15 protein-coding genes are annotated in these 21,699 nt (G+C 67.2%); 4 read left to right on the top strand and 11 right to left on the bottom strand.

The window, feature by feature from the left end; genetic code table 11:
* Genes ACO07Z_RS04980 through ACO07Z_RS04965 form a run of 4 tightly spaced genes read right to left on the bottom strand, consistent with a single transcriptional unit; the run spans window position 1 to window position 4,413 of the window.
* Window positions 1-954, bottom strand: a complete 954-nt coding sequence (locus tag ACO07Z_RS04980; protein ID WP_421697662.1) for a substrate-binding domain-containing protein — start codon at window positions 952-954, stop codon at window positions 1-3.
* The gene (locus tag ACO07Z_RS04975; RefSeq protein ID WP_421697661.1) at window positions 951-1,928 is read right to left on the bottom strand and encodes an ABC transporter permease; all 978 of its coding nucleotides are present in this window, start codon (window positions 1,926-1,928) and stop codon (window positions 951-953) included. The genes ACO07Z_RS04980 and ACO07Z_RS04975 overlap by 4 nt, the downstream gene beginning before the upstream one ends.
* Window positions 1,925-2,908 (bottom strand): ABC transporter permease, encoded by a 984-nt coding sequence (locus ACO07Z_RS04970; protein ID WP_421697660.1) that lies wholly within the window; start codon window positions 2,906-2,908, stop codon window positions 1,925-1,927. Before ACO07Z_RS04970 ends, ACO07Z_RS04975 begins: the two co-directional genes overlap by 4 nt.
* Window positions 2,905-4,413 carry a sugar ABC transporter ATP-binding protein gene (locus ACO07Z_RS04965; protein ID WP_421697659.1) on the bottom strand — a complete coding sequence of 503 codons (1,509 nt, stop codon included), beginning with the start codon at window positions 4,411-4,413 and terminating at the stop codon, window positions 2,905-2,907. The genes ACO07Z_RS04970 and ACO07Z_RS04965 overlap by 4 nt, the downstream gene beginning before the upstream one ends.
* 161 nt (window positions 4,414-4,574) lie before the next feature.
* On the opposite strand from ACO07Z_RS04965, the gene ACO07Z_RS04960 reads away from it, so the two are divergent.
* Complete coding sequence (locus ACO07Z_RS04960) at window positions 4,575-5,549, top strand: LysR substrate-binding domain-containing protein (RefSeq protein WP_421697658.1); 975 nt, start codon at window positions 4,575-4,577, stop codon at window positions 5,547-5,549.
* Window positions 5,550-5,831: 282 nt separating this feature from the next.
* Here the strand turns inward: ACO07Z_RS04960 and ACO07Z_RS04955 are convergent, their stop codons facing one another.
* The 7 genes from ACO07Z_RS04955 to ACO07Z_RS04925 all read right to left on the bottom strand — a co-directional run bounded on the left by ACO07Z_RS04955 (window position 5,832) and on the right by ACO07Z_RS04925 (window position 18,464).
* Window positions 5,832-9,272 carry a cytochrome P450 gene (locus ACO07Z_RS04955; RefSeq protein WP_421697657.1) on the bottom strand — a complete coding sequence of 1,147 codons (3,441 nt, stop codon included), beginning with the start codon at window positions 9,270-9,272 and terminating at the stop codon, window positions 5,832-5,834.
* Window positions 9,273-9,295: 23 nt separating this feature from the next.
* The gene (locus ACO07Z_RS04950; RefSeq protein ID WP_421697656.1) at window positions 9,296-10,579 is read right to left on the bottom strand and encodes a glycosyltransferase; all 1,284 of its coding nucleotides are present in this window, start codon (window positions 10,577-10,579) and stop codon (window positions 9,296-9,298) included.
* Window positions 10,579-12,120: an MFS transporter gene (locus tag ACO07Z_RS04945; RefSeq protein ID WP_421697655.1), complete on the bottom strand. Its 1,542-nt coding sequence runs from the start codon at window positions 12,118-12,120 to the stop codon at window positions 10,579-10,581. The genes ACO07Z_RS04950 and ACO07Z_RS04945 overlap by 1 nt, the downstream gene beginning before the upstream one ends.
* Before the next feature lie 233 nt (window positions 12,121-12,353).
* Complete coding sequence (locus tag ACO07Z_RS04940) at window positions 12,354-13,319, bottom strand: aminotransferase class IV (RefSeq protein ID WP_421697654.1); 966 nt, start codon at window positions 13,317-13,319, stop codon at window positions 12,354-12,356.
* Window positions 13,320-13,352: 33 nt separating this feature from the next.
* Window positions 13,353-14,600: an aminotransferase class III-fold pyridoxal phosphate-dependent enzyme gene (locus tag ACO07Z_RS04935; protein ID WP_421697886.1), complete on the bottom strand. Its 1,248-nt coding sequence runs from the start codon at window positions 14,598-14,600 to the stop codon at window positions 13,353-13,355.
* A gap of 49 nt (window positions 14,601-14,649) precedes the next feature.
* The gene (locus ACO07Z_RS04930; protein ID WP_421697653.1) at window positions 14,650-16,212 is read right to left on the bottom strand and encodes an ABC transporter substrate-binding protein; all 1,563 of its coding nucleotides are present in this window, start codon (window positions 16,210-16,212) and stop codon (window positions 14,650-14,652) included.
* Between the two features lie 74 nt (window positions 16,213-16,286).
* Window positions 16,287-18,464: an alpha-ketoacid dehydrogenase subunit alpha/beta gene (locus tag ACO07Z_RS04925; RefSeq protein WP_421697652.1), complete on the bottom strand. Its 2,178-nt coding sequence runs from the start codon at window positions 18,462-18,464 to the stop codon at window positions 16,287-16,289.
* 160 nt (window positions 18,465-18,624) lie between these two features.
* Here ACO07Z_RS04925 and ACO07Z_RS04920 point away from each other — a divergent pair, with 160 nt between their 5' ends.
* Genes ACO07Z_RS04920 through ACO07Z_RS04910 form a run of 3 tightly spaced genes read left to right on the top strand, consistent with a single transcriptional unit; the run spans window position 18,625 to window position 21,685 of the window.
* Entirely contained in the window at window positions 18,625-19,764 is a 1,140-nt protein-coding gene (locus tag ACO07Z_RS04920; RefSeq protein WP_421697651.1) for an acyl-CoA dehydrogenase family protein, read from the top strand.
* 8 nt (window positions 19,765-19,772) lie between these two features.
* A complete protein-coding gene (locus ACO07Z_RS04915; RefSeq protein WP_421697650.1) occupies window positions 19,773-21,035 on the top strand; it encodes a four-carbon acid sugar kinase family protein in 1,263 nt (420 codons plus the stop codon).
* A gap of 11 nt (window positions 21,036-21,046) precedes the next feature.
* Window positions 21,047-21,685: a class II aldolase/adducin family protein gene (locus ACO07Z_RS04910; protein WP_421697649.1), complete on the top strand. Its 639-nt coding sequence runs from the start codon at window positions 21,047-21,049 to the stop codon at window positions 21,683-21,685.
* Window positions 21,686-21,699: the final 14 nt, after the last annotated feature.

The raw sequence follows: 21,699 nt of genomic DNA, 5'->3' as shown, positions 1-21,699 counted from the left end.
TCAGGGTCGATAGTCGGCGGGGGCGACGACGAGGCTGAGGTCGATGCTGCCGACATTGTCCGGCGTGACAAGCACGGCGGGCGTGACCACCTTCGCGTCCACCCTGCCCTTGGTCGCGGCCGCGACCGCCTGATCGAGCGCCGCCTTGCCCTGCGCAACGATCTGCTGGATCGAGGTGCAGGCGAGGTCGCCGTCCTTCAGCATCTGCTGGGCGGTGGGCGAGAGGTTGGAGGCCGACACCTTCACCGAGCCCTTCCCGGCACTCTTGAGCGCGGCGGCAACGCCGGCTGCCATGTCGTCGGTGGCGCTGTAGACGCCGGAGAGGTCCGGGAAGCGCTGGATCCAGTCGTCGGCGGTGGTCAGCGCGGCGTTGCGGTTGTCGGCGAGGCGCGATTCCGCGACGATTTTCACGTTCGGTGCCACCTTGGCCAGGGTGTCCTTGAAGCCCTGCGCGCGCAGATCCGACCACGCTTGGCCGCTCGGGCCGGCCATCATCGCCACCTCGCCCTTGCCGCCGATCGCCTTGGCCAGACACTCTGCCTGGAGCTTGCCCATGTCGTAATGGTCGGCGCTAATCATGGCGGCCAGCTTGTCGGTGTTCGGCGGAGACGAAATGCCGACCACGGGAATGCCGGCGGCGACCGCCCGCTCGACGATCGCCTTCACCGCGTCGCCATTGGTGGCGCCGACGATGATGGCGTCGACCTTGCGCTGGATCAGGTCCTGGATTTGCGAGATCTGCTGGCTGGAATTGGCGTCGCCGCCGGCGCTGAGGGTGACGAGCTTCGCCTTGTCGGCTTTGGCGGCGCTGTCGACGCCGTACAGCACGGAAATCCAGAAGGACGAGCCGAGATTCGGCACTGAGACCCCGATGACGGGTTCGGCGGCAAAGGCCGGCGCGAAGGCGGTCGACAGGAGCAGGGCGGCGAGAGAAGCGGCACGGAACAGTTTCATTGGAATGTCCCTTTTTGTTGGAAGGCTCTGGAAAGGCGGGAAAGCAGCAAGCGCAGGCCCGTATCCATCAGCCCGGAGGCGATGATCACGGCGCCGACGGCGATCTGGGCGAAGAAGGGCGAGACACCGGAGAGGTTCAGTCCGGTAAGCACCACCTGAACGAAGGAGGCGCCGGCGAGCACCGCCCATACATTGGCGCGGCCGCCGGCCAGCGCGGTGCCGCCGATCACAGCTGCGGCGATGGATTGCAGCTCCATGCCGGCGCCCTCGGTCGGCAGACCGGCGCCGGCGCGGGCCGTCATCAGCGCGCCGGCGAGCCCGGCGAAGGCGCCGCAGAGTTGGTAGGCACGCATCTCGATGCGCCAGGGCGACCCGCCGACCAGCGCCACGGCTTCCGGGTTCGAGCCGAGCATCAAGATACGCCGGCCGATGACGAGATGGCGCAGCATGACATGCGCGAGGACGATGCAGGCGAGCGCCGCCCAGCCGAGCGGCGGCAGGCCGAGCACCGCATCGAAGGCCAGCCCGGCCGTGTCGCCCGCCTGGAGGGGCACGGCCTGACCGTCACCGGTGACGAGAAGCGCGAGCCCCTTCACCGCTAGCAGCGTACCGAGCGTGGCGACAATCGGCTGGAAGCCGGCGCGGCCCACCAGCCAGCCATTCACGGTTCCGCAAACGAGGCCGACCGGCACGGCGAGAAGCAGTGCCGGCAACCCGAAGGCGTTCGCCGCCATCGCTCCCAGCGTCCCCGACAGCGCTGCAACCGCGCCAACCGAGATGTCGAAGCCGCGCACGGCAATGGCGAACATCTGCCCGACCGCCAGCAAAGCGAGGATCCAGATCTGGCCGGCAATGTTGAGCCCATTGTCGAGCGTCATGAAGCCCGGCGTAGCGAGGCCGAACAGCACCATCGCCGCCAGGATGGAGGCCGGCGCGACGAGGAAGCGGGCGCTACCGTCCCTGAAATGCCTCATCGGGCGGCCCTCCCGGCGAGGCGCTTCAGCGCGGCCCAGTCCTTCTGCAGGCCGACCGCCGCCAGCACCGCGAGGCCGAGCAGCACCAGCTGCCAGGCGACCGGCAGGTTGATCAGCACCACGGCGTTGTTGAGCATGGCGACGGTGAGCACGCCGAACACGACCTGCAGCACATGCCCCCGCCCGCCGGACAGCGGCAAGCCGCCGATGGCGCAGGCCGCGATGGTCTCGAAGGCCAGGTTCGGCGCGAGAGCAGGTTGCCCCGAAGCGACACGGCTCGTCAGGATGATCGCTCCGACGGCACAGAAGGTGCCAGCGGTCGCGTAGCCGAGAAGCGTGACGCGGGCGACATCGATCCCCGCGAGGCGTGCGGCGAGTGGGTTGGCGCCGACATGGTACCAGAGCCGGCCGAGCCGCCCATGTGCCAGCAGCACATGCAGCGCGGCGCAGGCGAGCATGGCGGCGAGGATCGGCACGGGGATGCCGAAAACGCGTCCCCGCGCCGGCCAGGAGAAGACGGCGGATGGCGGCGCATCCAGCGGCAGGCCGCCGACCAGCCAGGCCGCCGTGCCGGAAGTCATCATCAGCGTGCCGAGGGTCACGATGACCGGCGGCAGCCCCATGCGCCCGACCAGCCACCCATTCACCGCGCCGATGCCGATGACGGCCGTGCCTCCCGCCGCCAAGCCGGCGATCGGCCCTGCCGCGGGCAGCACCATCACGGTCACGACGCTCGCCAGTGCCACCGAGGCACCGAACGAGAACTCGATGCCGCCAAGAATGATGACGATGGCCTGCCCACAGGCGACGATGCAGAGAATGGCGGCGATGCGCAGCACGTTCTCTAGATTGCCGAAGCTGGCGAAGCGCGGCACGAACAGGCAGCACAGCAGGAACAAGCCGAGGCAGACCAAGGCCACCGCTGGCGGGCGGGGCAGGCGCAGATACGAGGGGTAGCCGGATAGACGCTTCGTCATCATGCGGCGATGCTCCCCGACAGCGCTGACAGCAGCGCTGCACGCGGGGCGCCCTGCGGCAACTCGGCGGCAAGCCTGTTGTCGCGCACCACGAGATAGCGATGGGCGAGCACCATGAGCTCGTCGAGGTCGCTGGTGGCGACCAACACCGCGACGCCGGAGGCGGCGGCTTCGCGGATGGCATCATGGATGATGCCGCGCGCGGCGACATCGACACCACGTGTCGGCTCCAGCAAGACCATCGTCTTCAGCCCCGGAAGGGCAAGACATCGTGCGATGAGCAGTTTCTGCTGGTTGCCGCCGCTGAAGGTGGCCGCTTCCGCCTCGGGGCACGGGGGATGCAGCTTCAGCCGGCGCAGCAGCGGGTCGATCCGCTCCATCTCGTCGGACCCGCGCAGCCAGCCTAGATGCGCCAGACGGCGAATCACCGAGACCGAGACGTTGCGACGGGCCGAAAGCGGGGCAAAAAGGCCCTCGACATGGCGATCGGCGGGAACATAGGCGACGCCGAGTGCCGCCGCACTCCGGCGATCACCGGGCGTGAAGGCGTGGCCCGCCACCGACAGCTCTCCCGCGCCGGCCCGTGCGCCGGCCAGCCACGCGGCCAGCGCGAGCGCGCCGGAGCCGATAAGTCCGGCGAGCCCGACAATCTCGCCGGCATGGACGGTGACGTCGGTGTCGCTGCGTGCCTCGCGATGACCGGCAAAGCCACGTCCGACCAATACCGGCTCGGCGCGGGCACAATGGCGCTCCGGCCCGGGCTCTACGCCGGCGCCAAGCATGGCATGGGTCAATTCTTCGCGGCTGTGGCAACCGATGGGCGCCGCGTCGATCACAGTCCGGCCGTCGCGTAGTACGGTGACATCGTCGGCGAGCGCTTCGATCTCGTCGAAGCGGTGGGAGATGAACAGGGCTGCTGTGCCGCTGGCGCAAAGCCGGCGCACCACGGCGAACAGCCGGTCAGCCTCGTCGGCATTGAGGGCGGCGGTCGGCTCGTCGAGCACCAGCACGCGGCAATCGAGGCTGAGCGCGCGGGCCACTTCGACCAATTGTCGCTCACCGAGCGACAATGCGCCGAGCGGCGCGGCAAGATCGACATCGAGCCCGACCTCGGCAAGCCATCCGCGGGCGCGGGAAGGATCGACGAGGCGACGCCCCGCCCACAGCCCGCCACCGTCCGCGGCAAGAGCGAAGGCCGAGAGATTCTCGTGCACGCTCAATTCCGGGAACAGGCTCAGATGCTGGTGGATCGGCACGATGCCGGCGCGGATCGCCTGCGTCACGGAGCCGAAGGCGACGGGTGCGCCGTCCAGATCTAGCCGGCCAGCATCAGGCGTCACCGCGCCGACCAGCATCTTTACCAGTGTGGACTTTCCCGCGCCGTTCTCGCCAAGCAGCGCATGCACGCGCCCGCGCCGCAGGGTAAGCCGCGCATCGCGCAACGCGCAGGTTGCGCCATAGGTCTTGGCGATGCCGGTGGCGAGGAGCACTTCATCGGATGCGGGCATGGGAATCCTCGCCCGGACGCCGTGGGTCCGGGGTGCGTGCGACGCTGGTGGCTGGCCGGTGGAAATCGGATGCCGCTACGATGCCGGGCGGGTGGGGCTGTCACAAACGATTTGTTCGGCACTCATGCATGATCTACGTTCATGCATGACGGAGGTGCTGGATGAGAAAGAGGCGACTGCCGCCTTTGAATGCGTTGAAGGGGTTCGAGGCCGCCGCGCGTCATCTCTCCTTCACCCGTGCGGGCGACGAGCTTCATCTCACCCAGGGCGCGGTCAGCCGGCAGGTGAAGGAACTCGAGGTCGAACTCGGCCAGGACCTGTTCGTGCGCCATACGCGGCGCATCGAGCTCACCGCTGAGGGCGAGCAGTTCTACCGCGTCGTCGAAGGGGTGTTCGACGAGTTGGAGCGCGCCGCCTTGCGCCTGACGCGCCGGCGCAGCGATCCCGCCATCACCATCAGCGCGCTGCCGACCATCGCCACGGTCTGGCTGATGCCCCGGCTGCACCTGCTGATCGCCCGCCATCCGGAGATCGAGGCGCGTATCGTTTCCTCGATCGAGGCGGCGGACCTACTCGCCCACGATGCCGACATCGCCATTCGGGTCGGTCGCTTGCCGGGCCGCCGCTATGAGCGCAACCAGCCTCGCATCGAGCTGCCCATGGTCACGCGCTGGGACGGCGTGCACGCGGACGAACTATTCCCGGATCGGCTCGTACCGGTCTGCGCGCCGGCGCTGTTGACCGGCGACGTGGGCGAGGCTGCCGATCTCCTCGCCTATCCGCTGATCCACACCACAACGCGACGTTATGCCTGGCCCGACTGGTTGCGGGCCAATGGCGTGCGCTACGAGGCGGAGAGCGATCCGCACCTGCAGTTCGGGCATTTCTTCATGGCGCTCGACGCGGCACGGCAGGGCCGCGGCATCGCCTTGGTGCCCGATATCCTCCTGGCGCAGGAGGAAGGTGCGCGGGGCCTTTGCATTCCCTATTCCAGCGAGATTGCGAGCGCCGGAGAATATTACCTGCTCATCCATGAATCTCGGATGGAGGATAGCCGGGTACAAATCTTCCGATCATGGGTTCTCGACGAAGCGGTGACTCTGCGCACACGCAGCTTCACCCCAATGGCTGAGTAACTCTTCGTAACAGCATGTGCAGGTGGGACAAAACGTGAGGGGGCTACTGCTTGATTCACGTCCGATTTATTCATCGCCTTCTGCTGGGCGCTTTCTTGATTTGGCCTAAACCCACGCGACCTCAATAACATAAGTGTTCGCAGTTTCACCTTGGTCGGCGCGCCAGTATCGTCGATCCTTCGCTGTTTCCCGCCGGCATGACGCAGCCCGCCTCGCGATAGTGCGCGCGGCGTTAACTTCACTTGCTTAAGCGGGCGTCCCATCCGACAGGTGGGATCGTCGTCAGTCCGCCGCCCAAACGTCCTGAAGGTAGCGATGCGCGGCTTCCAGCTCGGAGACGGCTGGGGCGCCGAGGATGTCGGTCAGGGTTGCGCGGACAGCGGGAGCCATGGTGCGGGCATTGCCGCAGATCAGGATGGAGCCCCCGCGCGCGACCAATTCCTTGACCGTGGTGGAATGGGCCCGCAGCAGATCCTGCACATAGGTCTTGGGTGCGCCCTCGCGCCGCGAGAAGGCGACCGCGAGCAGGTCCAGCGTGCCTTCGTCCCGGTACACCTCCAGTTCCTCGCGGTAGAGGTAGTCATCTTCGTTCCGGCAACCGAAGAACAGCAGGACCGGTCCCACCTCAGCGCCGCTTTGCTTCAGCGCGTGCCGTTCCTGGATAAAGCCGCGCAGAGGGGCGAGGCCGGTGCCGGGGCCCACAAGAACGAGCGGCACCAAAGGATCCTGTGGGAGGCGAAAGGCGCTGCCCATGTCCTTCACGACCACGCGCAGCTTCGTGCCCTCGGCACAGTTTGCCAGATAGGCGCTGCATAACCCGTCATGCACCGATCCGTCCGCGCCCTCGAAATGGTGTCCGCCGACGGTGAGGGTGCAGGTGTCCGGCGACAGCAAGGGCGAGGACGAGATGGAATAGTAGCGGGGTTTCAGCGCCGGCCGCACACTGAGCAGCGTGGCAAGATCGAGCGTGACAGAGGGAAGTTGCGCGAGGAGTTCCATCACGCATGGCTTGCGCGCGGCAAGGTTGGGAAAATCGTCCAGCCACTGGGCGATCCGCGCCTGGTCGGGCGGGCATCGGGCGGCTTTTGCCCAGGCGCGCAGGTCGCGCCGCGTCACCGGCCCGGCGAGGTCGACGTGGTCCGCGAGCAACTCGCCCAGCCGCATCGGCACGCCGAAGGGCAAGCCGCTCTCCTGCTCCGCCTCCGGCGTTAATGCGGTGAGAAGCACCGTCGTCTCCGCCGCGAGGCCGCAACGCGCCACGGCTGCGGCGACGAGGGCCGGCGGATTACAGGGGAAGACGCCGAGGTGATCGCCGGCGGCATAGGTGGTGCCGCCCGGCAGGGACAATTCGAGATGGCGGGTCGAGCCCCGGGCGCCGGGCGCCTGCAGTTCCCGATTAACGCGCACCGTGCCTGGCACGGCGTTCTGGTCGAGGGGTGTGCGGCGGCGGGGCGTGGCCCCCGTCGCCGGGCCGGCGAAATTCACCACCTCCACCTTGATCGCCGCCGTTGCGGCCGGCTCCTCCTCCCCAGGAGATCCGGCGAAGCTGGCGTCGAGCGCATGCCACAGACCCGCCGTCCAGCTTTCCACGGCCGCCTCGAAGTCGCCGTCAGCGTCGGCCGCGCCGGGCTCCAGAAGCGGCGTGCCGCCGCGCGCCGCGAGACCGTCGGCGATGGCGCGAGGAAATTTCTGGAAGGTCTGCCGCCACTGGGCGTTGCCGCAGCCGAGCACCGCAAAGCGCACGGCCGCGCAGGCATCCGGCGGGGCCGTTTCCAGCCAGCGGGCGAAGCGGGCGGCATTGTCCGGCGGCGCGCCATTATAGGTGGATGTGACGACGACCACCGGCCCATCTGTCAGCCAGGGTTCCCCCGCCTGCGCGTCCAGCTCCGCCACGCGCGCGGCAAAGCCCCGGCTGGCGGCATCCCGCGCCAGCGCGAGGGCGATGTCGCGGCAGCCGCCCATGTTGGAGCCATAGAGCACGCTCATGGGCCGGCCCGCCGCACTTGTCGCGGCAGGAACCGGCTGATCCTTCGGCGTGTCCGCTCTCGTCGGGAACCGGCCTTTCACCTCGGGCCGCCGTTCCAGCAGCATTTCCAGATGGTCCGGCTTCACGGTCAACGCCTGCTTGTGGTGCAGCACGTAGTGCGGGTCACGCGGCCGGGCCGTGTAGCGCTGAACGAAACGGGCGAGCACCATGCGCGCTTCGAGGAAGGCGAACTGGAAGCCGATGCAGGAGCGGATTCCCATGCCGAAGGGATGATAGGCATCGCGATGGTGCGTGCTCTCCTCGCCCGGCAGGAAACGGTCGGGCCGAAAGCAGTGCGCATCCGCCCCCCAGAAGCGCGGATTGGTGTGCAAGGTCGTCAGCGACACGAACACGCGCTCACCCGCCTTCACCTCGTAGCGCCCGTTTCCGACGGTCGTGTCGCGCGTCACGTAGCGGGGGAACATGGGCACCGGCGGGCACAGCCGGAGGGCCTCTTTCAGCACGCGCTGAGTGTAGTCCAACCGGCCGCAATCCTCATAGGTCGGGACATAGGAGAAGTCCCGGCCAAGCACCTGATCCACCTCGGCGATCAGCTTTTCGAGCGCCTCCGGGTTCTTCCAGAGATAATAGAGGGCGTAGGAGAGCATGCCGCTGGTGGTTTCATGCCCCGCGATCAGCAGAACGATCAACTGCCCGCGAATATTGTCGTCGGGCAGCTTCATCCCCGTCACGCGGTCCGGCGTCGTGAGCATCACCTGCAGCAGGTCCGTCGGCACGGCGGCACCTGCTTCCATCAGGGCACGCCGCTCGCGGATGATGGCGTTCACATCGTCCAGCATGATCTTGTCGGCAGCGGCGCGCTGGCGGCGAACCTCGTGGTACAAGACTTCCGGCAGCAGGCGCTTGGGCTCCTGCATGGCATCCACCAGCACCAGATTCATTGCCTCAACGAACGGCGGCAGCGCCGGGGAGTCGATGGCACCGTAGCGCTTGTTGAAGGCGGCGTAGGAGATGGCCTCGAAGGTCATCCGCGTCATCAGATCGGTGACGAGGAAGCTGTCATCCGGCCCTAGCCGGTCGAGATGGGCCAGCAGGTCGTCCGCCACCTCGACGATGCGGCCATAGTAGTTCTTCAGCGCCGTGGTGCCGAAGGCAGGGGCAAGAATGCGGTGCGCGCGATGCCATAGCGGATCATCGTCACTGGCGGTGAACAGCGCGCTACCCACGCTCTTTGCCGCGAGATTGCCGAGGCCGCCACGCCCCTCCACCACCTTGGCGAATATGTCGGGCGCCGCGGTCATCTCCGAGACGATATCGGCATCGGCACAGAAATAGGCCCGGCCGCCCGGGGCCTTGAAGGCGAAGAAGTCGCCATACCGGGCATGGAGATCGGCCATGGCGCCCACAAGGCCATCCGCATGGTGCAATTCAGGCAGGTTCCCGACGATGGGATAGGGCTTGGGGCCGGGGATGGCCTCGTGCCTCCCCGCCCCTGCGGCGTCGCCCACCACCAGCGTGAGCTGCGTGCCGTCGGGAACACTGTCATCCAGCGCGACCACGATCCCGTCCGCCGTCTCCACATGGAAGGCGGCCCCGGCCGGCAGGCGGGCGGCGCTACGGACGGCCTCCCGCACCGCTTCCGCACCGGCGCCGGGAAACCAGCCGGCACGCACCGGGCCGCTCGGCGTCTTCAGCTCGACGGTCTTCAGCGCGGGAGCGGTCTCATTGACGGGCATGGGGCCTCCTTGGGCCGGCGGCATTAGCGGTCGGAGGACGGCACCATGCGCCGCGTAGACTGCGCCGGGCTGACCTGAAGCGTCTCGATGGCCGCCACGGTTGCCGCCATGTCCCGTTCGGGATCGATCTCGCGGGCCATCGCCCTGGCGCGCGCGGCAAGCGCCGTATCGTCCAGCACCGCGCGCAGGGATCGGGCGAGGCTCTCGCGCGTGACCTTCTTGTGCGGAAGCACCACGCCCACGCCCATGCGGCTCATCCGCATCGCATTGTCGGGCTGGTCGAAGGCGAAGGGGATGGTCAGCACCGGGACGCCGGCCCGCAAGGCTTCGGCGCAGCCGCCCACCCCGCCGTGCTGAACGATGGCGGCTGCACGGGGAAACACGAGCGAATGCGGAGCGTAATCGAGCGCCAGCACCTCATCGGCGGGCGCGTCCGGCGGCGGGTTGTTGCCCATCAGGAGGATGGCACGGCGCCCGAGCGCGCGCGCGGTATCCGCCGCGATCTGGTAGAAATCATGGGCGAGATGGACCACGGTGGTCCCAAGGGTGAACACCACCGGCGGTGTTCCCGCCGCCAGAAAGGCGTCGATACGGGCGGCGGTGCCCGGGCTTGCCTCCTGCGCGAAGAAGGGAAAGCCCGTCTGCACGGAAGCGGCCGGCCAGTCGCTCTGGGGGGTTCCGAAGGCGCGGGGGAACAGTGCCAGCACGAGATCCGGCGAGAACTTGTCGGCGAACATGATGTCGCCGGTGCCGACGCCCACCTCACGCTGAAGGGCGAGCAGGGGCTCGGCCCACCGGTTCGTCTGACGACGCAGGAGGCGGAACAGCACGCGCTGCGGCCAGGCCCCGAGATGGCGCAGGTGGTAGCCCGCGGGAAACCAGGGCAGCACGCTGGGATCGAGCGCCGACATCATGGTGGCGGGGGCCAGCATGGTGTTGGCCCATGGAAGGGCGCGCCGCGCGGCGACGAGCCGGGCCACATAGATGAGTTCGCCCACCACCAGCGCATCCGCGCCCTGGGTGGCGTCCATGAGATCGGCATAGGTCTCCCGAGCATGGGGAAAGACCAGGTCGAGCAGCAGGCGACGCCCGCCATGCACCGGGTCGCCGAAGATCCCCATCAATACGTCAGGGGGAAAGTTCGGCCGCAGGGGATGGAAGGGCAGGCCGAGCGCCGCCACGCGAGAACCATAGACAGCCGGCGCCGCGATGATCGGGTCATGGCCGTGCGCACGCAGCGCCTGTCCGATGGCGAGCATGGGATAGAGATCGCCAAACGATCCCAGCATGGCAAGGACGACCCGCATCACGACGCCCCCTCGACAATGGTCGTCGCGGCGGGCTTGCGGCGCATCAGCACCACAGCGGCCAGCAGGCCCAGCGCCATCATGCCGGTTCCGACATAATAGCCGTCGCCAATGCTTCGGGCGGCGCTGAGACGCAGCGCAGACGCGACCGCCGGCCATTGCGCCACCAGCGCCTCCACAGCCTCCGGCCGACCATAGACGGCCTGCGCCATGAGGCCTTCGAGCGCCCGGCGCGCCTCGCCCTCCGGCGTCGCGCCAGCCGCGATGTCGAGGAACCGGCCGCGCTCCATACCGGCGACCACCGTGCCGATCGCCGCCATGCCAATGGCCCCTCCCATCTGCCGCACCGTGTCGAGAGCGCCGAAGGCACGGCCGCGCTGCCCCTCGGCGGCGCGCGCGGAGCCGTCCGTATAGGTTTGCGACAAGGCGAGCCCCATGCCGGCGCCCGTGGCGACGAGGGCAGGCATCATCAACACAAAATCGGCGCGCGGCAGGGCCTGCGTTTCCCACAACAGGCCCAGCGTCCCCAGCGTCATGCCGGCGACCACGGGCAGCTTCGCGCCATGGCGGTCATAGAGCAGGCCGCCCAAGGGCGCGCAGACCATCAGCGGCACGAGGAACAGCAGCATGGCGAGGCCGGTTTGCAGCGGCGTGAAGTGCAGGACCCGCTGGAGATAGATGGCCCCGAAGGCCGACTGCCCCACAAGCGCGCATTGGGCACAGAACAGGACGATGCTGTCAGCGGCGAACTGCCGGTCGGCAAACAGACGCACATCGACCAACGGTTCGACGGCGCGTCGCTGACCGAGGATGAAAAGCGCCAGAAGACCACCGCCAAGAACAACGAGGGTGAGCGTCAGCGGCGATGTCCAGCCCCACACATGGCTTTGCTGGAGGCCGAGGACGATCGGCACCAGCGCCGCCGCCAGCAGCAGGCTGTGGGCCGGCCGGAAGGTGCCGTCGCGCGGGCTGGTTGCGGCGGGTCCTGCGGCGCGCAGCATCAGGAGCGTGGCGGCGGCCAACGGCAGGTTGACGAAGAAGGGCCAACGCCAGCCCCCAAGCTGAACCAGGGCGCCGCAGATGATGGGCCCGAACACCAGGGCAAGGCCGCCAAGCCCGCTATAGATGCCCATGGCCCGGCCGCGCTGCGCCGGGCCGAACGCCTCGGTGGCCAGCAGCGCGGCGGCGGGGGCCATGAGGATGTTGCCCAGGCCCTCAAGAACGCGGCCGGTCAGCAGCATGGGCAGGTTCAGCGAGAGGCCGCTCAGCAGTGAGCCGGTCGCGAACAGCGCCACGCCGGCGCGGAAGACGCGTTCGCCGCCGAAGACATCCGCGAGCCGCCCCCCGGTGGCGATCGCGGCCGCCACGGTCAGCGCGTAGACGGTGATGACCCATTGCTGGGCGCCGTGGCTCAGCATCAGGTCGCGCTGGATAGAGGGAAGCGCCACCGCCGTGCCGGTCGCGTCGATCATGATCATGCCCAGCGCGCCGCTGCCGGCAAACACGGCGCACCATCGTTGCTGGCTGGTCGCGGTCGTCATGCAGGCTCCCGAACGCCGGTCATGGCAGCACCCGCTAGCGGGGCGTTACGGCCATGAGCCGGCGCCGAGTTTCTGCGGCCGGCCCGAGCTTGTCCACGGCTCGCTCATAAGAAAATACCGTCGCGCACGCCAGATCGACGCGCGCCCAGCCATTCCTGATCACGTGCGGCACAAGGGCCTTGCCGGTGAGGAACGGATGGCGCGCCTGACGGGGCCGCAGCCCCGCCCCTACGTCAGTCGCGATAGGGGATCCCGAAGCTGATCTCGGGATCGTAATGGGCGTCCCAATACGCCTTCCACAACGCCTTGCTGATCGGCCCCACCTCGCCATTGCCGACCGGCTTGCCGTCGAGCGTGGTGATGGGCATGACGCCGCCCGCCGTCGTCACGAAGAGCAGTTCGTCGCAATGATAGGCAAGCTCCACCGGCACGTCGTCGATCGTGTAGGGGTAGCCGAGCTTCTCGGCGGCCGCGAGCACGGTCTTGCGAGTGACGCCTTCGAGCACGCCCTTCTTGGGCGTAAAGAGCTTCCCGTCCTTGATCAGGATGATGTTGAAGCCCGAGCCTTCGGTCAGATTGGCGTCACCATCGGTCAGGATCGGATACATGGAGCCGCGGTCGCGCGCTTCCAGCAGACCGCGCGTGAAATCGCCCCACTGCAGGTTCTTCACCGTCGGATCAATGGCGCCGGGCGGCACGCGGCGCACGGTACGCGCGATCACCGCGCTGCCGCCGGTCTTCTGCGTCTCCTCGTTCATGACCCAGAGATAGGGCATGACCATGAGATAGCAGACATTCTCGCACTCCTCGGGCGCGTACTGGCGAATGAAGCGCAGACCGCGCGTCACGATCATCACGACAAAGGCATCCCGGATGCCGCTTTTCGCGGTCATCCCGACCAGATGGTCGCGGATCTCCTGGCGCGACAGCGGGCTCTTCAGGCGCAAGCGTTCGCAGCTGCGCTCGAAGCGGTCCAGATGGTCGTCCAGACGAAAGAAACGGCCGTCCCAGATGGCCGGCACGTCATAGGTCAGGTCCGAATGCAGGAAGCCTTGGTCTAGGATCGGAATGCGCGCCTGCCCGAGCGGCACGTACTCACCCTCGACATAGGCAACGCCTTGGGCGAACGGGTTGCCGCTCGCTTCCAGCGCTTCCACCCGCTTACGATACTCCGTGAAGATGTGGTCGGTGTAGGACATGCGGAATCCTCGGTCAGGAGCGCGAGCATGCGGTCAGCCGGGCTGAAGCCCGAGCGTGGCGATCTCCTTCATCGCCGCCGCGACGCCGTCGATGGCACGGTCGATGTCTTCCGGTTGGTGCGCCGCGCAGAGGAACAGATTGTGCTTGGGGTGCATATAGACCCCCTGGCGCAGGGCCGCCGAACAGAAGGCATTCGCGATCTGGAGGTCCTTGTCGCCATCAAACAGCACCATCGGCATCTGGACCGGCCCGGTCTGGCGCAGGCGGAAGCCGTGTTGTGCGGCGGCCGCGTCGAGGCCCTTGCGGAAGCGCTGGCCCATCGCTTCGGTGTGGGCCAGCGCGTCGCTGTCGCGCAGAATCTCGATGGTCTTCAGGCCGGCCGCCATGGCCGCCGCGCCATACCAGAACGAGCCCGTCACGAAGATCTTGCCGGCGCCCTCGCGCATGCGCTCGCTCCCCGCCACGGCGGCGAGCGGCCAGCCATTGGCGATGGCCTTGGAGTAGGCGCCGAGGTCGGGCTTCACCCCATATTTCGCCCAGCTGCCGCGCACATCGAGACGGAACCCGGCGCGGACCTCGTCGACGATCAGCGCCGCTCCGGTCCGGTCGCAGACCGCGCGCGCATGCTGGAGGAAGGCCGTGTCGGGCAGTTCCTGATCGCGGCCGACATCGTGACGGAAGGCGGCCAGCAGGATGCCGGCAAGGTCATCGCCCGCGGCGGCGACGGCCTGGTCGAGGCTCGCCGTGTCGTTAAAGTCGAAGGTGATGAGGTGCGCCCGGTCTTCCGCGGTCACGCCCACCAGCGAGGGCGAGCACCACGGCACCGCGCCATGATAGGCGCCGCGCGCCACCAGGATCTTTCGCTTGCCGGTCGCCGCGCGCGCGATCGTCACGCAGGCGGTCGTGGCGTCCGTGCCGTTCTTCTGGAACATCGCCCAGTCGGCGTAGTCGAGCGTGTCGACCACCAGCTCCGCGAGCGCGACCATGGCCTCCGTCGGCCCGTTGCTGATGTCGGCATTCTTCATTTGTGCCAGTGCGGCCGCGTCCACGTCCGGATGGTGGTATCCGAGGACGTTGGGGCCCCAGGCGCACATGAAGTCGATATAGCCATTGCCATCGACGTCCCACACCCGGCATCCCTCGGACTTGGCGAAGAACTGGGGGTAGCCCGGGCCGATGGCGCGGGTCGCCATGTGACCCCACATGCCGTTCGGCACCACGCGCTGCGCACGCGCGAGAAGTTCGGCGTCGCGGCTGTTGGGCAGGCTGCGTGTCATGATGTCCTCCATGGGCAAGAAGGGAGGCTGCGCGCCTCCCTTCCCGCAGCCCTCAGTTCGAGATTTCCGCAAGCGGCAGGTTGCAGCAGGCGCTGTAGCGCATGCCCTTCACATTCGGGCTGTGCGCCAGGATCAGATTCGGGCTGACCATTGGAATGATGATGCGATCCTTGGCCATCTGCTCGCCAGCTTCGAACCACAGCTTGTCCGCCTCAGCCGTGGTCGGGGCGGCAAGGGCCTGCTTCATCAGCGTGCTGTTTTCCTTGTTGATGATGCTCGGATCGGTCGCGGCGCCGGCGCGCTTGGCCCAGACCGAGCCTTCGGACAGGCCGAACACGTCGACATATTGCGAGGTGCCGTAGAAGTCGGGCGCGAAGAACACCGCGGTCAGCGGAATGTGGTCGCCATTGGCGGCTTCACGCCAGTTGGCGAACGGCATCGGCGACAGTTCGACCTTGAGGCCGACCTTCGACAGATCCTGCTGGATCTTCTGCATCATCAGCGACAGGTCGACGCCGTACACGTTCATGTCGGGATAGATCGACTTCAAGGTGGCGCCGCTCTTTACCCCGGCCTTGGCCAGAAGTTCCTTCGCGCGTGCGGGATCATAGGCCGGAATCTTGTGGCCATCGCCACCGGGGAAGCCGAGCGGGATCGGCGTCGCCATCGGCCGGCCCGCGCCGGCCAGCGTAAAGTCGATCAGCGAGGTGCGGTCGATGGCGAGGGAAATGGCCTCACGCACCTCCGGCGTCAGCTTGAAGGTGTTGGCCTTCGCGCCGGGCGACAGGGCGACATAGACGAAGTTGTAGGACGGCACCTGCTCGACGACGATCTGCGAGCCGGCAAGCGTCTTGGCGGTCTCGGGGTCGATCTGCATGGCGATGTCGGCGGAGCCCGACTGGAGCATCTGCGCCTGCGCCACCGCGTCCTTCACCTGCCGGAAAACGACTTCGGGCACGGCTGGCGCCTTGCGCCAGTACTTCTCGTTGCGCTTGAGGCGGAGCTCGGCGTTCGGCTCATACGAGCCCAGCACGAACGGGCCGCTGCCCGCCGAATGGGTCAGGAACCAGTTTTCCGACGTGTCCTTCTTCGCCGCGGTCTCGTCCGACAGCGCGCCGGCGGCTGACGCGACATCGCTGTTGATGACGGCAAGGAAGCCAGCCGCGACCTGGTTGAGGAATTCGGAATTGGGGGCGGACAGGTGGATGATGACCGTCTGGGCATCGGGCGTGTCGATCGATGTGATCGGGTCCGCCAGGAACGAGCCATTGCCCTTGATGTTCTTCAGCCGCTCGAAGGACCACTTCACATCCTTCGCTTCGACGGGCGTGCCGTCGGAGAATTTGGCGGCGGGATCGAGCTTGAAGGTGAACTGGGTCTGCTCCTTGTTCGCTTCCCAGCTCTTGGCCAGGAGAGGCACCACCTTGTTGTCCTTGTCGAGCGTGACGAGCTGCTCGTAGACGGAGGTGTTGTAGATCTGGCAGGTGTCGCACCATGCGCGCGCCGGATCGAGCGAGTTGACGTCCATGTCGCGCGCGATCACCAGCGCACGCTCTTCCGCGCGGACAGGCGCCGCGAATACCGTCGCGGCAAGCGCCATCGACAGAAGAACCATCGTGGACTTTTTCAGGTCTGATCGTTTCATCGTGGTTACACCTCTCTGAAGGTTGAGCCGCGGCTGCTCGTGTTTCATTGGTTTTCCGCAATTCTCAGCAGGGCGCTCTTCACATCGCCGACGCCCGCGAGCGCCGCACGATTGAGAACCGCCGACACCGTCGGCGCAGCAAGGCCGCCGGCGACGCGCAAGATCTCGTGGTCAAGACTGTCGAAGAAACGGTCCTGAATCTCGGCCGCCCAGGTCGCGCCCATGGAAAGGCTGCGGGCTGTCTGTTCGGCGATCACCACGCGCCCGGTCTTGTCGATGGACGCACCGATCAGGTCCCAGTCCAGGCCGTGATGGTCGATATTGCGCAGGTCGATGATCTCCGCATCGACGCCGGCATCGTGCGCCGCCTTGACCGCATTCTGGACCATGACCGAGGTCGCCAGCACGGTGCAGGCGGTTCCCGGCCGGACGATCCGGGCCGAACCGAAGGGGATGCAGTAGTCGCGGTCGCCCTGTGGAACCACGAATTCGCGCTGGTAAAGCTCGGTATGTTCGATGACGACGACCGGATCGTTGCAGGCGAGCGCCGCATTCATCAGCCCGATATAGTCGAAGGCGGTCGACGGCGAGATGATGCGCCAGCCGGGGAAAAGGCCGAAGAGCGCGGACGGATCGCTTGAGTGCTGGGAGCCGTAACCCGTGTGCGGCGAGACGCGCACGCGCATGACCAGCGGAACCGGAAACCCGTCGCCGAACATGTGGCGGACCTTGCCCACCCCATGCGCGATCTGGTCGGCGGCGGTGAAGCAGAAATCGCCGAACATGATCTCGACAATGGGACGAAGCCCGTTGAGCGCCGCCCCGAGCGCCACGCCGGTAAAGCCGTTTTCGGCGATGGGCATCGGCAGCACCCGGCCGGGCCAGCGCTCCAGCGCGCCCTTGGTGAAGCCGCTGACGCCGCCGCGCATCTGGTGGACGTCTTCGCCCATGACGATGATGGTCGGATCGCGATCCATCGCTGCCGCGATCGTCTCCGACGCCGCCGTGACGAACTTCACCTTTTCGAGCGGCAGGCCGTTCAGCCGGTCATGATCGAGCATCCGCCTGCCGGCCAGCTCGGACAGATCCCCCAGAATGCCCCGGTCCGGGTTTCCAGCATCCGGCCACAGAGCGTCGGGAATGCGCAGCGCATTGCCCCCCGGCACCGGTTCGGTCAACCGCGCGGCCGCCGCCGCGACGCGCTCGGTTACCAGCTGGTCGATGCGCGCGAACTCCTCGGCCGACAGGTGGCCGAGCGCCGTCAGCCGCTCCCTGGCCAGTGCCACCGGATCGCGCGCACGCCATTCGGCCTCTTCCTCCGGGGTTCGATAGCCGAAATCGCTGCCGCTGCGGCTGCCCGATTGATGGAAGTGGCGGTAGCAGAGCGCCTCGACCACAACGGGACCGCCCTGCTCGCGGATGCGCCGGCGCGCCTCGGCCATGGCACGGTGGACGGCCACCACATCCATGCCGTCGCATTCGATCGAGGTGATGCCAAGCATGGCGCCGCGCGAGGAAAGGCGGGTTTCGCGTGTGACATCGGAAATGCGGGTGGCCACACCGTAGAGATTGTTCTCGATGAAGAAAATCACCGGCAGGCTTTGGGCCGCCGCGATGTTCATCGACTCGTAGCTGGCACCATTCTGGGTGGCGCCGTCGCCGAAGAAGGCGACGGAGATCTGGTCGCGCTCCAGCATCTTGTCGGCCAGCGCGTAGCCGACCGCATGGGGCGGGTTGCCCCCCACAATGGCCGAGGTGCCGACCACGCCCGCATCCGCGAAGCGCATATGCATGGAGCCACCGCGCCCGCCGCAGTACCCCGGCGCCAAGCCCATGATCTCGGCCATGAAGCGATAGACGGCGTCATCCATGCCCGGCGTGAACGCATCCCGGCGGATATCGAAATCGTGCGGCACCTCAGTGTTGACGAGCTTCATCAGCACCTGGTGATGGGCGCGGTGTGTGCCGTTGATCTTGTCGCCGGCGCCGAGCACGGACATGGCGCCGACCGCGCCCGCCTCCTGGCCGATACTGGCATGCGCGGGGCCGTGGATGAGCCCCGCCTTCTCCAGATCGAGCAGCTTTTCCTCGAAACGTCGGATCAGCAGCATCTGGCCATACCAGTGGATCAGATCCTGGGCCGCTTCCTCACGCCAGTCAGACTCTTCGAGCTCAAGGCGAAACCAGGCGGCTGAAGGAGATAGCGGTACCTGACGAACCATGGTTGCTCCCGGAGATAGCCCTCGGAGACGGTCAGCGCTCAGCCGAGCGGCTCTTCTTGTTTATGGAAATAAATTCCGATTTTCTGTTGAACGGCACACTAAGCTGTGCCAGCCTTCGGATGCAACAGGAATTTTCACAGCATTTGAAAGGTTATCCGGCATGATCAGGGACGCCCATCTGCTGGAAGCGCTGGCACAGACGGTGCAGCGTTTCGTGCGCGAGCGGCTGGTCCCGGCAGAGGCGCGGGTCGAAGAGGAAAATGCGATCCCGCCGGAGCTTGTCGATGAAATGCGCGACCTCGGCCTCTTCGGCATGTCCATCCCGGAGGAATTCGGCGGGCTCGGCCTGACCATGGAAGAAGAGGTGATCGTGGCCTTCGAGCTCGGCTACACCTCGCCGGCCTTCCGGTCGGTCATCGGCACCAATAACGGCATCGGCTCCCAAGGCATCATCGTGGACGGCACGGCTGCGCAGAAAGAGTATTGGCTGCCGCGCATGGCGACCGGGGAGGTCATCGGCGCCTTCGCCTTGACCGAGCCGGACGTCGGTTCGGATGCCGGCTCGGTCAAGACCAGCGCCGTCCGCGAGGGCGACCATTATGTTCTCAACGGCACCAAGCGCTACATCACCAACGCACCGGTAGCCGATGTCTTCACCGTCATGGCGCGCACAGGCGGCCCGGGATCGGCGGGCGTTACCGCCTTCCTGGTGCCACGCGCGTCACCTGGCATCAGCTTTGGCGCCATCGACAAGAAGATGGGCCAAAGGGGCACCTATACGTGCGACGTGATCTTCGAGAATTGCCGCGTGGCGGCCGACGCGATCATCGGCGGCGTCGAAGGCCGGGGCTTCAAGACGGCGATGAAGGTGCTCAATCGCGGGCGCCTGCACATTTCGGCGGTGTGCGTCGGCGTCGCCCAGCGGCTTTGCGAGGAATCGGTGAACTATGCGCGAACCCGCGTCCAGTTCGGCAAGCCGATCGCCGAGCATCAGCTCATCCAGGCGATGCTGGCCGACAGCGCGACCGAGACCTTTGCCGGCCGCTCCATGGTGCTGGAAGCCGCCCGCCTTTTCGATGCGGGGGAACGCATCGTGCAGCAGTCCGCCAGCGCCAAGCTCTTCTGCTCGGAAATGGTCGGGCGTGTCGCCGACCGTGCGGTACAGATCCACGGCGGCGCCGGCTACATGAAGGACTATCCGGTCGAGCACTTCTACCGCGACGTCCGCCTGTTCAGGCTCTATGAAGGCACCTCACAGCTCCAGCAGATCATCATCGCGCGCGAAATGATGAACGCCTGAGGTCGAATATGGGCCGATTCCTCGGTGTCGTAGCGGACGACTTCACGGGTGCGCTCATGGTCGCCGGCTATATCGAGGCCGCCGGCATCTATTGTCCGGTTGTTTTCGATGCGGCCGCCATCGTGGCGGATGCGCCGGTCGTCGTGGCGGGGACCCGCACCCGCACCATTCCCGTTTCGGAGGCGCTTGGCGAGTTGGCCCGCATGACGGACGCCTTCGTGCAGGCCGGCTATGCGCGGCTCGCCTACAAGGCCTGCGCCTCGTTCGATTCGACCGCGGAAGGCAATATCGGGCCGGCGGCCGATTTCCTGGCGGACCGGCAAGGCTTGCGACCCGTACTGATGTGTGCCGGCTTTCCCCGCTATGGCACGACGGTGCATCAGGGCTATCTCTTCTATCGCGGCCGGCTGGTCTCCGACTCGATCAAGCGCTTCGATCCGTTGACCCCGATGCCCGACCCCGATCTCGTGCGCTTCCTGTCGCGGCAGACGCCGCATCCCGTCGCACTGGTCAACCACGCGACCTTGCTGAAGGGGGCCGGCGCAGCCGGCGCGGCCGTCGAGGCGCTGGCGGCGGAAGGGGCGGGCCATGTCCTGCTCGACCTGAGCGACGACAACGACACCGAGATCGCCGCCGAGATCGCCTGTTCGCAGCCCAGCGTCGTGGTGGCGAGCGATCCTCTGATCATCGCCTATGCCTGCCGGCTAGCCCGCTCCGAACCGGCAAACCCGAAGCCCGCGCCGCGCCACGCCGAAGGCCCGGCGGCGGTTATTGCCGGCACGGTCGGCCCGGTGATCCTCCGGCAGCTCGATGTGTTTGGCGAAGCCCATCCCGTCCTCACACTGGATCTTCTCGACCCACGTGGCGACGCGGGGACGATCGCGGCCGCGCTGGAATGGGCCCTCCCCTTCATCGGTGCGCAGCCCTTTGCCATTTCCACCGCGACGGATGGCGAGGGCGTGGAGCGCGTGCAACGTCTGCTTGGCCCGCTCGGTGCGGCGCGGCGTGCCGAATATCTGCTGGGCTCCATCGCCAGGGGCCTGCACGAAAGGGGCGTCAACCGCCTCGTCGTCGCCGGCGGCGAGACCTCGGGCGCCGTCGTCTCGGCGCTAGGCATCGGCGCCGTGCGGGCCTTTCCCGAAGGGCCGCTCGGCACCGGCTTCTGCGTCGCGGAAGGCCCGCGCCCCATCTCGCTCTATCTCAAGCCGGGCAAGCTCGGGGGCGATGACGTGCTTCTGCGCGCGTTGGATCTCATGCAGGCGCCAACCTAGGAGATCGGCCCATGTCCAGCCCATCCGCCCCGCGCGTCGCGCTGGTGGACGCCACGTTGAAGACCCTCGCGCTGAAGCTGAACAGCGGCACGGCGGGCAATCTGAGCCTGCGGCATGGAGAAGGCATGCTGATCACGCCGACCGGCATTCCCCCGCACGAACTCGCGCCCGAGCAGATCGTCGAGATGGACCTTCGCGGCAACTGGCAGGGCCGCTGGAAGCCATCCTCCGAATGGGCCATCCATGCGCGTCTTTACCAGACGACGTCTGCTGGAGCTGTCGTTCATGCCCATCCCGACCACAGCGTGGCTCTGGCCACGCTCCGGCGTCCCCTTCCGCCGTTCCACTACATGATCGCCAGCTTCGGCGGCGATATCGTTCCTTGCGCGCCTTATGCCTGCTTCGGCACGCCGGCGCTCGCGGAGACGGTCATCGAGGCCATGGGCACGACCTATTCGGCCTGCCTCATGTCGAACCATGGCATCGTCACCATCGGCCCCGACCTCGCCACCGCCCTTATGCGCGCCGAGAAGCTCGAAATGCTCGCCCGCCAATATCTGCTGGCGCGCATGGGGGGCGAGCCGGTCCTGCTGACGCCGGACGAGCTGGCAGAAGTACACAGCCGCTACAGCAGCTACGGCCAGCAATAGGTGGGCTCAAGGCC

Origin of the sequence: Ancylobacter sp., assembly GCF_965229075.1 — a bacterium.
Lineage (GTDB): Bacteria > Pseudomonadota > Alphaproteobacteria > Rhizobiales > Xanthobacteraceae > Ancylobacter.
The sequence above is the reverse complement of the archived record's forward strand: the minus strand, read 5'-3'. Positions and strand labels throughout refer to the sequence as shown.

Coding starts and splice junctions, on each gene's coding strand:
- ACO07Z_RS04980 (WP_421697662.1), bottom strand. CDS start 954: ATGAAACTGTTCCGTGCCGCTTCTCTCGCCGCCCTGCTCCTGTCGACC.
- ACO07Z_RS04975 (WP_421697661.1), bottom strand. CDS start 1,928: ATGAGGCATTTCAGGGACGGTAGCGCCCGCTTCCTCGTCGCGCCGGCC.
- ACO07Z_RS04970 (WP_421697660.1), bottom strand. CDS start 2,908: ATGATGACGAAGCGTCTATCCGGCTACCCCTCGTATCTGCGCCTGCCC.
- ACO07Z_RS04965 (WP_421697659.1), bottom strand. CDS start 4,413: ATGCCCGCATCCGATGAAGTGCTCCTCGCCACCGGCATCGCCAAGACC.
- ACO07Z_RS04960 (WP_421697658.1), top strand. CDS start 4,575: ATGAGAAAGAGGCGACTGCCGCCTTTGAATGCGTTGAAGGGGTTCGAG.
- ACO07Z_RS04955 (WP_421697657.1), bottom strand. CDS start 9,272: ATGCCCGTCAATGAGACCGCTCCCGCGCTGAAGACCGTCGAGCTGAAG.
- ACO07Z_RS04950 (WP_421697656.1), bottom strand. CDS start 10,579: ATGCGGGTCGTCCTTGCCATGCTGGGATCGTTTGGCGATCTCTATCCC.
- ACO07Z_RS04945 (WP_421697655.1), bottom strand. CDS start 12,120: ATGACGACCGCGACCAGCCAGCAACGATGGTGCGCCGTGTTTGCCGGC.
- ACO07Z_RS04940 (WP_421697654.1), bottom strand. CDS start 13,319: ATGTCCTACACCGACCACATCTTCACGGAGTATCGTAAGCGGGTGGAA.
- ACO07Z_RS04930 (WP_421697653.1), bottom strand. CDS start 16,212: ATGGTTCTTCTGTCGATGGCGCTTGCCGCGACGGTATTCGCGGCGCCT.
- ACO07Z_RS04925 (WP_421697652.1), bottom strand. CDS start 18,464: ATGGTTCGTCAGGTACCGCTATCTCCTTCAGCCGCCTGGTTTCGCCTT.
- ACO07Z_RS04920 (WP_421697651.1), top strand. CDS start 18,625: ATGATCAGGGACGCCCATCTGCTGGAAGCGCTGGCACAGACGGTGCAG.
- ACO07Z_RS04915 (WP_421697650.1), top strand. CDS start 19,773: ATGGGCCGATTCCTCGGTGTCGTAGCGGACGACTTCACGGGTGCGCTC.
- ACO07Z_RS04910 (WP_421697649.1), top strand. CDS start 21,047: ATGTCCAGCCCATCCGCCCCGCGCGTCGCGCTGGTGGACGCCACGTTG.